Source organism: Amycolatopsis echigonensis (genome assembly GCF_002846615.1).
Classification (GTDB): domain Bacteria; phylum Actinomycetota; class Actinomycetes; order Mycobacteriales; family Pseudonocardiaceae; genus Amycolatopsis; species Amycolatopsis echigonensis.
The window spans coordinates 95,224-109,245 of the sequence record NZ_PJMY01000003.1; the positions used below are offsets into that span (position 1 = coordinate 95,224).

The 14,022-nt window shown below is 69.1% G+C and carries 10 protein-coding genes, 2 tRNA genes and 1 pseudogene; 6 read left to right on the forward strand and 7 right to left on the reverse strand.

The features are described 5' to 3' along the window. Positions 1-65 precede the first annotated feature (65 nt). The 4 genes from ATK30_RS04905 to ATK30_RS04920 all read right to left on the reverse strand — a co-directional run bounded on the left by ATK30_RS04905 (position 66) and on the right by ATK30_RS04920 (position 4,905). A complete protein-coding gene (locus ATK30_RS04905) occupies positions 66-1,172 on the reverse strand; it encodes a dihydrofolate reductase family protein (protein ID WP_167442118.1) in 1,107 nt (368 codons plus the stop codon). A 32-nt stretch (positions 1,173-1,204) separates the two neighbouring features. Continuing rightward, complete coding sequence (locus ATK30_RS04910; protein ID WP_101434536.1) at positions 1,205-2,437, reverse strand: aldehyde dehydrogenase family protein; 1,233 nt, start codon at positions 2,435-2,437, stop codon at positions 1,205-1,207. A 614-nt stretch (positions 2,438-3,051) separates the two neighbouring features. Further along, complete coding sequence (locus ATK30_RS04915; protein WP_101434537.1) at positions 3,052-3,768, reverse strand: M50 family metallopeptidase; 717 nt, start codon at positions 3,766-3,768, stop codon at positions 3,052-3,054. 210 nt (positions 3,769-3,978) lie between these two features. Continuing rightward, positions 3,979-4,905, reverse strand: a complete 927-nt coding sequence (locus ATK30_RS04920; protein WP_101434538.1) for a DNA-3-methyladenine glycosylase family protein — start codon at positions 4,903-4,905, stop codon at positions 3,979-3,981. A 166-nt stretch (positions 4,906-5,071) separates the two neighbouring features. Here ATK30_RS04920 and ATK30_RS04925 point away from each other — a divergent pair, with 166 nt between their 5' ends. The 3 genes from ATK30_RS04925 to ATK30_RS04940 all read left to right on the forward strand — a co-directional run bounded on the left by ATK30_RS04925 (position 5,072) and on the right by ATK30_RS04940 (position 9,094). After that, on the forward strand, positions 5,072-5,833 hold the full coding sequence (locus tag ATK30_RS04925) for a class I SAM-dependent methyltransferase (RefSeq protein WP_244194519.1): 762 nt from the start codon (positions 5,072-5,074) through the stop codon (positions 5,831-5,833). A 37-nt stretch (positions 5,834-5,870) separates the two neighbouring features. Further along, on the forward strand, positions 5,871-7,193 hold the full coding sequence (locus ATK30_RS04930) for a M20 family metallopeptidase (protein ID WP_101434539.1): 1,323 nt from the start codon (positions 5,871-5,873) through the stop codon (positions 7,191-7,193). 926 nt (positions 7,194-8,119) lie between these two features. Further along, on the forward strand, positions 8,120-9,094 hold the full coding sequence (locus tag ATK30_RS04940; RefSeq protein WP_244194520.1) for a S1C family serine protease: 975 nt from the start codon (positions 8,120-8,122) through the stop codon (positions 9,092-9,094). Between the two features lie 118 nt (positions 9,095-9,212). Here the strand turns inward: ATK30_RS04940 and ATK30_RS04945 are convergent, their stop codons facing one another. Next, positions 9,213-9,599 carry a DUF3224 domain-containing protein gene (locus ATK30_RS04945; RefSeq protein ID WP_101434541.1) on the reverse strand — a complete coding sequence of 129 codons (387 nt, stop codon included), beginning with the start codon at positions 9,597-9,599 and terminating at the stop codon, positions 9,213-9,215. Between the two features lie 73 nt (positions 9,600-9,672). Next, positions 9,673-11,211 (reverse strand): helicase HerA-like domain-containing protein, encoded by a 1,539-nt coding sequence (locus ATK30_RS04950; protein ID WP_101434542.1) that lies wholly within the window; start codon positions 11,209-11,211, stop codon positions 9,673-9,675. Positions 11,212-11,329: 118 nt separating this feature from the next. Here ATK30_RS04950 and orn point away from each other — a divergent pair, with 118 nt between their 5' ends. The 3 genes from orn to ATK30_RS04965 all read left to right on the forward strand — a co-directional run bounded on the left by orn (position 11,330) and on the right by ATK30_RS04965 (position 12,442). Next, positions 11,330-11,938 carry an oligoribonuclease gene (gene orn / locus ATK30_RS04955; protein ID WP_101440639.1) on the forward strand — a complete coding sequence of 203 codons (609 nt, stop codon included), beginning with the start codon at positions 11,330-11,332 and terminating at the stop codon, positions 11,936-11,938. 75 nt (positions 11,939-12,013) lie between these two features. Beyond that, positions 12,014-12,086, forward strand: a tRNA-His gene (locus ATK30_RS04960). A 283-nt stretch (positions 12,087-12,369) separates the two neighbouring features. Next, positions 12,370-12,442: transfer RNA gene (locus tag ATK30_RS04965), tRNA-Lys, on the forward strand. A 245-nt stretch (positions 12,443-12,687) separates the two neighbouring features. Here ATK30_RS04965 and ATK30_RS47235 read toward each other — a convergent pair. Further along, positions 12,688-13,992, reverse strand: a pseudogene (locus tag ATK30_RS47235) (site-specific integrase); the annotation flags it as partial. Between the last annotated feature and the right edge of the window lie 30 nt (positions 13,993-14,022).

Below are 14,022 nucleotides of genomic sequence, written 5' to 3' on the forward strand. Positions count from 1 at the left end.
CCCGATCGGGCGCTGCGCCGCGGATTCCGTGCCGCAGCGCCCGAACCGTCAGCTGTATTGAGGAATCAGGGACGAACGCCAGGCAGGTGCGTATTCGCCCGGCGGACTTCCGAAGCCAACGCCGGCACTTCGATCACCCGGCGTCCGGCCGCGACAAGCCGCTCGACCCCTTCGGCCTCGACGAACAATGACGGTTCCCGCCAGGCCATCACCACTCGTGGAATGGCCGTTTCGAGGATCAGCTGCGTGCAGCTTTTGGGATGGGACGCGCGATCGCTGCACGGTTCGAGCGAGCTGTACATGGTCGCGTCGGCGAGTCGCGGATCGTGCGGATCGAGCTTCGACAGCGCGGCTTCTTCCGCGTGATTGCGCGGATCACCCTCGCCCGAATGCCCGGTGGCGAGCACCGTCCCGTCCGGCAACCCGACGACCGCGCCGACGCGAAACGTCGAACTCGGCGGACACTCGTCGGCGAGGTCGATGGCCTGCCGCAACCGCAGCAGGTCGAGCGACGACGGTTCAGCCGCGACGCGATACCGCAGCACCGCGACGTCCCCGAGCCGCCGCACTTCCGTCAGTTCCAGAGGTCGAGGGAACGCACCCGGCCCGAGAAACCGCGGCGCTCGCGGGTCGCCGACCATGATCGGCGCGATCGCGAGCCGGAGTTCGTCGGCGAGCCCGGCGTCGAGGAACTGCGTGTGCACTGCCCCGCCGCCCTCGACGAGCAGCGTCCGGATCCCTCGCGCGCCGAGGTCGTCCAGCACGCGGTCGAGCCGTGGAGGACTGCCGACGTCCACCACGGTCGCGACCGCGCTCAGGCTGTCCGCGCTCCCCCGCGGTGCGTAGACGAGCTTCTCGGTGTCGCCGACGGTGAAGAACCGCGACGCCGGGTCCAGCTTGCCGCTGCTCGTGACCGTCACCTTGACCGGTTGCTCCGGCCGCCCCGCCGCGACCCGCTCACGGCGCAGTTCGGCGGAGCGCACAAGAAGCCGCGGGTTGTCGGCCCGCACCGTGCCCGCACCGACGAGGATCGCATCGGCCTCGGCGCGGAGCCGGTCGACCTCCGCGAAGTCGTCCTCGTTGGACAGGAGCAGACGGGTGCTGCCGGCGTCGTCGAGGTAGCCGTCCAGCGATTGCGCCGCGGACAGCAGGACGTGCGGCCGCCCGGTCATCGTGCCCATCCGCTCATCGTGCTCCGGCCAGGTCAGGCAGGCACCACGGCGTACTGCCGGACGTACAGGTCGGTGTAGGTCACCGGCCCGCGCGGCCCCGGCACCCGGTCGAGGTTGATGCCGGTCTCGGGCACCGCGAGCAGCTTGAAGCCGTCCAGCAGCCGGGTCGGCGCGTTCCAGAACACGCCCGTCCCGGTGTACCCGTCGAAGAACTGCTCCGCGGCCGCCGGGTTCTCGGTCGCGATCCCCGCGGCGAGCCCGGACGTGCGCTCGTTCGCGATCTCGACCGCGTCGACGAGCCCGCCGACCTTCTCCACGGTGACGGTCGCCTCCCGCTCGGAGTCCAGCGCCCACTCGTAGCCGATCGGGTGCTCGTGCGGCGCGAGCGAGGGGGTGACGCCGCGCTCGGCCAGAGCCGACTCGATCTGCGGCCACACCGTGTCGTGCACGTCCTCGTGGATCAGCAGCAGGTTCAGCCGGTTGCAGACGCCGAGCCGGTCAAGGCTCGAGAACACCAGGTCACGGACCTTGTCCGCATCCGCCGCGACATCGACGTACAGCACCCCGCCGCCATCGGCGTGCGCCAACGTGCGCACCCCGTGCACCGCAGCCTCAGTCGCCAGCGCGCGCGTGCTGTCGCCGCTGCCGCGCAAGATGACGAGCGGAACGAGCCCAGGCAGCCGAACCAGCGCCGACGCCGCCTCGCGCTCCACGCGCGGCACCAGCTGCACGACGTCCGGGCTGATCCCGGCGGCCTCGAGCGCAGGCGCGATCACGACATCCCGCAACCGCTGCGCCGATCCCAGCGCCGCCGACCCGGTCCGCAGCACGCCGCCGTTGCGCGACTTCACCAGCTGCGACGCCACATCGACCGTCACGTTCGGCCGCGCCTCGTAGTTCGCGCCGATGACGCCCACGGGACGCCGCCGCTCGACCAGCCGCAGCCCACCGTCCAACGTGGACACGTCGACGGACCGCTCCTGGTGCGGCGCGCCAGCCAGCAACCGCAGCTGCGAGGCCATCCCGTCGAGCCGCTCGGGGGTGATGGTGAGCCGGTCGAGCAGACCGGCGCTCATCCCGTCGGCCGTAGCCTTGGCCACGTCGGCCCGGTTGGCCTCGAGCACCTCATCCCGGTGCGCGACGAGCCGCTCCGCCATCCCGACGAGCGCCGCGTCGACCGCGTCGTCCCCGGCGGCAGCCAACGACGGCGCAGCCGCCTTCGCCGCCCGCGCACACTCCTCGACGGCCTTCGCGACCTCGTCCATCGCCTGTCTCCCTCCGGCGGCTCAGCAGACGTCCAGTCTGCCGTACCGCCCACATCGGGAGACGACGGGCTCAGCCCTCGGGACACTCGCGGCCGCAGTCTCCTGGTAGGCCACATGGTCGACAACGCCACCACTCCCGACGACGGCGTCTCTCCCGCGGCCTACCGCCGCTGGCACTGACTGGCACGCCGACCACCGGCTCCGCCGGAGCACCGGCCGCACTGCCCAACCGCCAGCCGCGCCGCCGAACCACCAGCCGTCGCGCCCAACCGCCAGCCGCGCCGCCGAACCACCGGCCGCCGCGCCCAACCACCGGCCGCCGCGCCCAACCGCCAGCCACTCCGCCCAACCACCGGCCGGTGCACCCCACGGGCCGCTGTACCGAACTACTGGCTGCTCCGCTCAGCCACTGGCCGCTGCGACGAACCACCAGCCGCTCCGCCCAGCTGTCGGCCACTCCGCCGCAGCCCGACGTCCGCGGACGCCACCGCCGAACCACCACTGGCTCCGCCGCAACGCAGCGATCCCGCGCCGTCACACGACGCCACCGAGCAGTCGACCCGCGTCACCTCAAGGCAGCAAGCCAACCGCAAGCCAGAACCGCAACGGCCGCCTCATAACGCCAGTGGCTGCAGCAGCCACAGCCCGCCCGCGATGACACAGCTCACCGTGAGCACGCCGAACACCAGCACCCACAACACCGCGGGCACGGCGGTCAACCGGCTCAGCTGGTCGGCGTCGGAGTCCCGCGCATGGCCACGTCGCCGTTTCAGCTGAAGCTCCATCACCGGCCGAACCCCGCCGAACAGCAGGAACCAGGTCAGCAGATACACAAACGGCGCCTGCACCACCTTCGGCGCGACCAGAGCCACAAGCCCGAGCACGGCAGCGCTCGCCACCACCGTGAACACGCCGTAGGCGTTGCGCACCATGATCAGCACACCCAGCAGCAGCAACGCGACCAGCACGAGCACCGTGGTGATCAGGTCCGCTCCGACGAGGCTCGCGAACACCAGTCCCAGGACCGACGGCGCGATGTACCCGGCCAAGGCCGTGAACGCCATGCCCGGTCCCTCAGGCTTGCCTCGCGACACGGTGACTCCGGAGGTGTCCGAATGCAGCCGGATCGACCGCAGCCGCCGTCCGACCGTCACCGCGGCCAGCGCGTGGCCCGCTTCGTGCACGATCGTGATGACGTTGCGGGCGAACCGCCACGGCGTCCCGCCGGCCAGCACCACCAGCAACGCGATACCGCCCGTGACCAACGTGATGACGCTCGGCGTGTTCGCCTGTTCCAGCGCCGCGCCGACTGTCCCAGTGCCCGCTGCCATGGCCGCACCGGAGATTTCCCCGGTGCCCGGTCGAGCACTGAGCACAGTCGAGACGGCGAGTGCAGGCGTAGTCACGCGGACACCTCACCACAGGCACTATTTGGCTGCTGTGAGTGCCCAGGCGACAACCGTCGACCGCGATTCGGTATGGGACGCGGCCCTCACTCCATGACGTCTCCCTCCTGTCGATCCGCTACTTTCGAGCACCGCTCAGTCCGCCACCTCCCCAGATGCCGCCGCCCGCCGCCGATCGAGCCGGAACAGATGGGCGACCCACGACCGATACGGACGCCAGTCCTCGGCCAGCGGTTCAAGCTCGTCCGGCGGCGTGTCGGGAGGCAACGCGTACTCCGCGCACAGAATCTGGTGGAGCTGCGTGTCCAGCCGGGGAAAGAGATCAGGATGTCCCGCGCCGTGCAGCAGGATCTGCTCTGCGGAGAACGCTCCGATGCCCGGGATCGCACACAGCCGGGTCATCGCGTCGGAGATCGGCAGGGCCAGCAGCTCTTCGGTGTCCAGGCGGCCGTCCGCCGCTGCCCGCGCGACAGCTCGAAGGCGGGCAAGCCGGAACGGCCCCACCGACGGCTCGTCACCCAGTTCGGCCAGAATCTGCGGCGGGGGAAAGGAAAACGGCCCGTCGTCGCCCACCTGACGGCCATGTCGCACAGCGAGCTGCTCGCGCAACCGCATCGCCTGCGGAACCCGCATTCCTTGCGTGAGCACGGCCCAGCAGGCCGCTTCATACGGCGACGAATACAGCACCGGGCGTGCTCCGCTATGGCGGGAGTGCAGCCGCCGGACCACCGAGTCACGACTCGCGACCTCAGCGAACCCGGATTCGTCGACATCGAGCGAAAGCATCCGGCTCACCTGTGCGACCACTCGCGCGGCGATCTCCACCGGAGCCGCCACGCCGACTTCGACCGTGCTCGGAGATCTCTGCCGGATCGCGGCCCCGGCATGGGTCCAGGTCCCCTCCACCGGGAACGCCACTCGCAGCACGCCTGGTTCGGCGGAGAAGGATCCGGCCGGGCCTGTCCCGGCCAGCCACTGCGAAGCAGCACTCAGGTCGAACGCCCCGTGCACGGCGATTTCGCCGGTGGGCAGGTCGATCGGGCGCAGGATCGGTGCGGTCATCAGTCAGTCCTCCTCGCTGGTCTCCGCGGGTCGGAGACCGTGCGGACGACGTTAGGAACCGGCACCGACAATGCCGGGTGTCGAACGCATGATCGGACAGATCTTCACTCGAACGAGCGAGTCGTTGATGCCGCATACTGCCGGTATCCCCATCGAGAGGACCGCCGTGCCGCAGCAAAGCACCCAGCAACGGCTCACCGACCTGCTCAGCGAGCCGGCCACCGCAGTCGAAGGCTTCCTCGACACGCTCGGCGACGCGGCCCAGGCCGGCCCGTCGACCGGGCTCACTCAGCGGCTCATGCGCACCACGCTGCTGCCCCAGGTCTACGAACGTTACTGGCGTCCCGTGCTCGGCCGCGTCCTCAAAGGCCCCGGGGGCCCGAGCATGACCGACGAGATCGCACTCGCTTCCGAACGGCTCGCGCTGCGGCCAGGTCACGTCGTGCTCGATGTCGCGTGCGGGACGGGCCGGTTCACGCGCGCGTTCGGGGACGCGGTCGGTCCGGATGGACTCGCGATCGGCCTGGACGGCGCACGGAGCATGCTTTCGCGCGCGGTCGCAGAAACTGACTCGCCGACCGTGGCTTACCTTCGCGCCGACGCGGTCGAGCCGCCGCTGCTTTCGTCCACTGTGGACGCTATCTGTTGTTTCGCCGCCCTGCACATGTTCACCGAGCCGGAACGCGCGCTCGATTCGTTCGCCCGGATACTGCGTCCCGGCGGACGGATCGTCCTGCTCACGAGTGCTCGCCGCGACTGCCAGCTCGCCCGGATCGCCGACACCGCAGGAGGAATTGTCAGCGGACAACGCATGTTCGACCGCGGGGAGATCGCGGCCGGCTTGCGTGCGCGTGGCTTCGACGAGGTGCACGAGCAGTACTTCGGCGTCGCGCAGCTCGTCTCCGGTCGGCTGTCTGACGTGCAGTGATCCATTTCTGTCGGGGTTCGGGGATAGCATTCCCCGCATGACCCACGCCGCACCCGTCCCACCCGACGACAGCCACCTCCGTTCCCTCATCGAAGCCACCGCCGATGCCGTGGCCGCCGCCGAACCGCTCAGCTCCGATTACGCGGGAGCTGACGCGGAAACCCGTGCTGCGGTTGAAGACGAGGTGCGTGCCCGAGCCGACGAGCTCGTCGCGCTCAGCCAAGATCTGCATGCGCATCCCGAAGAAGGGTTCGCGGAACACCGGTCCGTCGGCGCGCTCGCCGAATTGCTGCGAGCTCACGGACACGAGGTCACCGTCGGGCTCGGCGGGCTGGACACCGCGTTGCGCACCGGAACCCCTGACAACAAGGGGCCGCACATCGCGGTCCTGTCCGAATACGACGCGCTGCCTGGGCTGGGACATGGCTGCGGGCACAACGTTATTTGCACCGCCGGAGCCGGCGGGTTCCTCGGTGCGGCGGCAGTGGCCGAACGGCTCGGCGGACGGGTGTCGCTGGTGGGCACTCCCGCGGAGGAAGGCGGTGGCGGCAAGGAAACGCTCGCGCGAGCCGGGATTTTCGACGATGTCGATGCGGTGATCATGCTGCACCCGTTCAGCCATGACATCGCATTGCATCCGTTCCTCGGCAGGCGGCAGCTCGAGATGGTGTTCCATGGAGTCGGCGCACATGCTTCGGCGCAGCCGTTCATGGGACGCAACGCGCTCGACGCGGCGGTGGCGGCCTACCAAGGAGTGTCCGCGCTGCGGCAACAGTTGCCGTCGAGCGACCGAGTGCACGGCATCTTCACCGATGGCGGCGCACGGCCGAATGTGATCCCCGAGCGGGCGGCTCTGTTGTTCTACCTCCGGTCAGCGAATCCCGAGACGCTGCGCGACCTGGCCGGCCGAATGACCGCGATCGCCCACGGCGCAGCCGAAATGACCGGCTGCGGGGTGGAATTGCACTGGGACGCACAGCCCGCGTACCTGCCGATCCGGTTCAATACGACGCTGGCCGGCCGGTGGTCGGTCAATCAACAGGGCACCGGGCGGAAACCGCTGCCGCCGGGAATCGTGCCGGAGTTTCTGACCGGGAGCACCGACCTCGGGAATTTGTCCTACCGCATGCCCGCACTGCACCCGATGATCGCGGTGTCCGGGCCGACGGTCGCGTTGCACACCAAGGAATTCGCCGAGGCTGCCGGGTCGCCGGCGGGTGATCAGGCGGTTGTCGACGGCGCGCTGGGGCTGGCTCTGACCGCCGCCGACTATCTCGCCGACGCGGAGCTGCGCAAAGCCGTGCACGACGAGTTCGAGGGATCGGGAGGAGCGCTGGATGTGCCGAGTTTCTTCGACTGACCGGCGTTGGAAGAGAAAGCGTGGATGACCATGGGCCTAGAGGCTGGGAAAGGAGGTGCACTGCGGCCGGTTTGATGAGTTGGGCTGACGCTGCGGACGAGCTGGGCTGATGCTGCGCCGGGGGGCGGCAGCGGGTCTAGCGGGCTGGTTGCACGGCACGGCACGGCACGGCACGGCACGGCACGGCACGGCACGGCACGGCACGGCACGGCACGGCACGGCACGGCACGGCACGGCACGGCACGGCACGGCACGGCACGGCACGGCACGGCACGGCACGGCACGGCACGGACGAGGATGCACTGCCGAAGAATCAACTGAGGATTCTCAGCTGATTCTTCTCAGGAAAGCCTGAGGGTTTTCCACAGGCTGTTCATAAGCGCGGGCGCGAGTCTTGGTTCATGACCGAGAACGAGAGCCGGCCCGGCCCCGCTACACCCGGTGGGCACCAGCCGCACCAGAGCAGCGCGCATTACGGCCAGTACCAGGCCGCCGGGTCGAGTCCGTTCGCCGCTGGACCGGGACATCCGCGTGATGCGACAGCCGGTCCTGCTGGCCAAGCCGGAGCGCTCGGCGGGCCGCAGACGGCCGCGACTGCTCGGCAGGCAGGGCCGAATGACGCGCCGCCGCCCAGCGGGGCCCCAGTCGCTGGGCCGGGCGCTGCCGAGGTGCCCCAGCCGGGTGTCGCCGTGCAGTCCGGGCCGAACACCGCGCCCCTGCCGAACCTGAGCGCCGCACACCCGCAGTCCGGTGCCCCGCACCCCCAACCCGGCATTGCGCACCCCCAGTCCGGGACGCCGCACCCCAAACCCGGCACGGCGCGCATCCAACCCGGGACGACGCTGCACGCCCAATCCGGGACGCCGCACCACCAGCCCAGCGCTCAACACCACCAGCCCGGCACTGCGCATCCCCAGCCTGACACGGTGCCCGACCAGCCTGCGACGGCGCACGACCAACCCGGCACGCCCCAACACGAACTTAGGCCTCAGCATCAGCAGCCCGGGACCCCGTACTACGGACCGATGCCACAACCCGCGCAACCACCCGCAGCCCTGGCCGGTCCGCGGAAGCGCCCCGGCCGCCTGGCCGCCCTCGTCGGAGCCACCGCGTTGGCCGCAGCCCTCCTTGGCGGCGGGGCTGGCGCGGCGATCGTCGGGCTGACGGGCGGTTCCAGCGCGTCCTCGACCACCGCGTCGTCCACCGCAACGGGGCAGACCATCAGCAACACCACGGCCTCCGGGGACGTCAGCGCCGTCGCCGCGAAGGTGGTGCCCAGTGTTGTTCAGGTGAACGTCGCAACCGGAAAGGGCACGGCGATCGGATCGGGCGTCATCCTCACCTCCGATGGCCGCATCCTCACCAACGCGCACGTCGTGCAGGGTGCGCAGACCGTCACGGTCACCACATCGGACGGGAAGAAGTACCAGGCGAAGGTCGTCGGCTCGGACACCAAGGGCGACATCGCCGTGCTGCAGGCGCAGGGCGCGAGCGGGCTCACTGCCGCGACGCTCGGCGATTCGAGCAAGCTCGCTGTCGGGCAGCAGGTCATCGCGATCGGATCGCCGGGCGGGCTGCAGAACACGGTCACCACCGGCATCGTCAGCGCGCTCAACCGGCCGCTTTCCGACGTCGGAGGCGGCGACGGCGAGCAGCAGAACTCACCTTTCAGCAGGCAGACCTCGAACCTCACGTCCGGGCCCAGCTACACCGCGATCCAGACCGACGCCTCGATCAACCAGGGCAACTCGGGCGGCGCGCTCGTCGACAGCCAGGGCCGGGTGATCGGCATCAACTCGGCGCTCTACAGCCCGAACTCTTCGGCAGGCAGCGTCGGGATCGGGTTCGCCATCCCGATCAACGACGCCAAGAAGATCGTCGACCAGATCGGGAACGGCTGACCGGATCCCCGGAGGCGGACCGCGGTCGGGGCGGCCCGCCTCCGCTCCTCACTCTCGGGACGGTGAGGAAACCTGGCCGCTCTCTCCGGGAATTCGGGGCCTGGAGAGAGCGGCTTCTTCACGCGCCCGGCAGCTCGTAGACCAGCGTGAACGTGTGCTTGCCGGCTTCGTCCACCGTGATGTCGGCCGATCCGGAGATGCCCGCCAGCTCGTCCGTGCCCGAACCGGGCAGCAAGACCAGCGACAGCCCCTCGTCCCCAGCCGTGTGCCGGAGAACGAAGCTCCCCTTCCGCCCGTCGACGGAGCCGGTGAAACGCTCGAAGGCGACGTACGCGCGCGACGTCTCGTTCGACGCCGTCAGCATCTCGACCCGGCTGGCCCCCTCGACCGCCCCGGTGAACGTCTTCTCGATCAGCACCCGCGCGAACTCCGTGCCACCGGCCTCGTCCTGCGCCTGCGGATCCCATTTGTCCAGCTCGAACGCGGCGACGGCGGTCCTGGTCATGCTGTTGCTCCTTTGCCGAAAACTCTGTCCCGCACAGTCAACCGCCGATACCTGCCATCTTCTGTCAGGTATCTCAACGCCGCCGGTTGCCGAAGAGCCCGCGCGAGAACTCCCGGCCGAGCGAACTCGCCGCCGAGCGCATGAACGACTTCACCGCCGGGTTGCTCAGCACCTGCGAGAGCATCCCCGGCTCCTCCTTGTCCGGCTTGGGCGCGGACGGAGCCTCGGGTTCCCCGACCGGTGCGGAACCCGCGTCGGGCACAGCTTTCGCCGTCAACTTCTCGTACGCCGACTCGCGGTCGATCGTCTCCGCGTACTTCGCGTTCAGCTCCGACGACGCGACCGCCGCACGGATCGCGTCCGCTCCGATCGAGCCCATCTTCGACCGCGGCGCACGCAGCCGCGTCCACGCGACCGGCGTCGGTGCACCGCGTTCGGACAGCACGGTGACGATCGCCTCGCCGATCCCCAGCGAGGTCAACGCCGTCTCGAGGTCGTAATGAGGCGACTTCGGATATGTCTTTACCGTGCGCGCCAACGCTTTCTGATCGTCCGGCGTGAACGCGCGCAACGCGTGCTGCACCCGTGCGCCAAGCTGAGACAGCACGTTGTTCGGGATGTCCGTCGGCAGCTGGGTGCAGAAGAACACGCCGACGCCCTTTGACCGAATGAGCTTCACAGTCTGCTCGATCCGCTCGAGGAACGCCTTCGAAGCGTCGGAGAACAGGAGGTGCGCCTCGTCGAAGAAGAACACCAGCTTCGGCTGGTCGAGGTCGCCCTCCTCGGGCAACTCCTCGAACAGCTCGGCCAGCAGCCACATCAGGAACGTCGAGAACAGCGCCGGTTTGGACTGCAGATTGTCCAGTTCCAGCAGGGTGATGACGCCCTTGCCGTCCTGCTGGCGCATCAGGTCGTGGACGTCCAGCTCGGGCTCGCCGAAGAACTCTTCGCCGCCCTGGGCCTCGAGATTGGACAACGCGCGCAGGATCACGCCCGCCGTCGCCGCGGACACCCCGCCGATGCCCTTGAGGTCTTCCTTGCCTTCGTCGCTGGTCAGATGCGTGATGACCGACCGCAGGTCCTTGGTGTCCAGCAAGGCGAGTCCGCGCTGGTCAGCCCAGTGGAAGATGAGGCCGAGCGTCGATTCCTGCGTCTCGTTGAGCCCCAGCACCTTCGACAGCAGCACCGGCCCGAAACTGGTGATCGTCGCGCGCACCGGGATCCCGGTGCCGCTGGTGCCGAGCGACAGGAACTGCACGGGACCCGCCGCCGGTGCCCAGTCGTCGCCCAGTTCCGTGGACCGTTTCGTGGTGCAGTCGTTCGCCTCGCCGGGCGCCGACAGGCCGGACAGGTCGCCCTTGACGTCGGCCAGCACCACCGGAACCCCGGCCGCGGACAGCTGTTCGGAGATGAGCTGGAGCGTCTTGGTCTTGCCGGTGCCGGTCGCGCCCGCGACCAGGCCGTGCCGGTTCAACGTCGCCAGCGGCAGCCGGACCGCGGCCGACGCTTCCGTCTTTCCGTCGATCACGACCGCGCCCAGTTCGACGGCCGGCCCGTCGCTCACGTACCCCTGCGCGATCTCCGCCGCTGGTCCCGACGCTTGCTCGGCCACTGGCCGCACCCCGTTCCGAGTCCGAAATCACACCTCGTTGCACTGGCTGACCGAGCGTAACGCGCCGGAAGCGCAGGTGACGCCGCTGATGTCCCCGTGTCGGGTTAGGGTGGTGCGGGTGAACGACCATCTTGTCTGGATCGACTGCGAGATGACGGGGCTGGACCTCGGCAAGGACGCGTTGATCGAAATAGCCGCGCTGGTGACCGACGCCGACCTGAACGTGCTGGGCGAGGGCGTCGACATCGTCATCCACGCCGACGACGCCAAGCTCGACGGCATGCCGCAGGTCGTCCATGACATGCACGCCAAGTCCGGCCTCACCGAAGAAGTCCGCGCCTCGACGACCACGCTCGCCGAGGCCGAGCAGCGCGTGCTGGAGTACATCCGCGAATGGGTCCCGGACCCGGCCAGCGCGCCGCTCGCCGGCAACTCGATCGCCACCGACCGCGCCTTCATCGCCCGCGACATGCCGGAGCTGGACAACCACCTGCACTACCGGATGGTCGACGTGTCGTCGATCAAGGAGCTCGTGCGCCGCTGGTACCCGCGGATCTACTACGCCAAGCCGGAGAAAGGCCTGGCCCACCGCGCGCTCGCGGACATCAAGGAGTCCGTCGGCGAACTCGAGTACTACCGCGCGATCGCCTTCGTCCCCCAGCCCGGCCCGACGAGCGAAGAGGCCAAGGCCGCGGCCGCCGAAGTGCTGGAACGCCACCGAGGGTGACCCCCTGAAAATCGCTCGCGGGCACCCGCTAGGATTGCTTCCAGCAAGGTGATCGCGAGATCTTTTTGCCAGATGGTGGCTATAGCTCAGCTGGTAGAGCACCTGGTTGTGGTCCAGGAGGTCGCGGGTTCGAGCCCCGTTAGCCACCCGTACACCCCGGCTTCACCGAGATCTTTTTCGGCAAAGCCGGGGTTTTGTCATTTCCGGGGTACTGTTGTCGGTGCTGGTGTCGCGCGAGTCACTGCGGTCTCCAGCCTGCCCTAGCCACGGCTGTCTCCGCCGAGGCTGGCCGGGTTCACGGCGGGTCACCACCGCTGACCTGGGCTGTTGTCCAGGCGGAGCGGAAAGGGGACCCCCCTGAAACGGGGCCTGAACGCCCTGCTAATCTTTTCCACGTCGCCGAGGGAAACCACAGCGGCGGGCAGCACCAAGCGCCATTAGCTCAATTGGCAGAGCAGCTGGCTCTTAACCAGCGGGTTCGGGGTTCGAGTCCCTGATGGCGCACCCTTAATCCCCAGGTTCGAGAAGTTTTCGACCTGGGGATTTTGGTTTTCTGGAAGCTTTTCTTCCGGTTCCGGACTGTCCACAATGGTCGGTGGCGAGCCCGAGTCGCGCCCGAGCTGTCGCGGTGCTGACCGCGGGATGATCTTGGCGGTGGCCTCGGCCGCCGCGAGCGCGACTTCGGGCAGCACGGTGGTGTAGGTGTCCATGGTGACGGTGATCGAGGAATGCCGGAGCATGTGCTGCACCACCTTCATGTCCGCCCCGGCCGCGAGAGCGAGAGTGGCCGCTCCGTGGCGCAGGTCGTGCAGCCGGATCGGCGGCAACCCGGCCTGGCGTGCCAGCTCCTGAAAACGCGCGGTGACATCGGCCGGGTGCAACGCGCTGCCATCGGGCTGGGTGAACAACAGTCCGCTGCCGACCCAGCCGGCACCAAGCCGCGCGATCGCCTCATCCTGGTCTGCCAGGTGCTGACGCAGCACGAGCACCGTGCCGCCGTCCAACGCGACCAGGCTCTCCGACGACGTCGTCTTGGGCGCGGACTGCCCGGTCTCCCAGCCGTACTGCACGATCTGATTCGTCACATCCAGCGCAGCGGAATCCAGATAGGTGTCGACGCGCCGCTGACCGCATGCTTCCCCGCGCCGAAGCCCGACATGAGCGATCAGATGGAACAACGCGTACAGCGGATCGTGGACCGCGTGGTCGAGGAACCGGCCGGTCTGCTGCGGGGTCCACACCATCACCGGCGACGGAACCTCTCCCGTCTCCCGCCACCGCGCGACCCGCTCGTCGGTCCACACCTTCGCGGTCGGGCGTTTGGCCGGGGGCAACTCCACCAACGACGCGACATTGACCGTGAGCAGGCCTTCCTTCACCGCCGGGCTCAGCGCCGCCCGCAGCGTTTCCCGGATCCGCCGGATCGAGGTCGGTCCGACCGGCCGCTGCCACTTCACGGCCGCGACCTTGCGGGGATCCTTGCTGGCCCGGTACTCGGCGATCACGTCGTTGTGCTCCACGATCGCGTCGAACATGCCCTCCAGATGCGCCACACGCAGTTTGTCCCGGCGAATATGTCCCAGATGCGGCCGCAGATACAGCCGCACATGCGACTCGTAGGAACGGTAGGTGTTGCGGGAGCGGGTTTTCTTTTTCGTCGCGAGAAACGCGGTGAACACCTCGTCCATCAAAGGGTGCTCCAGCACCTCTGCCCCGGCCCGCACCAGCCGGCGCATGTCTTCCAGTTCCGGGAGTTTCTGGCGTGCGGTGATCGCGGCGGCGATCACGTCCGCGATCTTGCCCAGGGTGTCCTCGTCGTCCCCGGCGAGCGCGAGCAGGTCGCCGACGTGACTGAGTTCCTTCTGCGCCTTCGTCGCGGTCTCGAACCCGCTGCGACGCCGCGGCCGACGATTCCCGCCGCGGTCCGCGGGCAGCTCGATGCGGTAGCACCACTGCCCGTGCCGGCTCTGTTCCAGTCTCGGGCACGCCGCACCCAGACTGCGACCGTTGCTGTCCTTGCAGGAACAGCGTTTGTACACCGATCCCTCGGCCATCGCCTGCCGCCTTCCCCTCGGTTGCGTTGA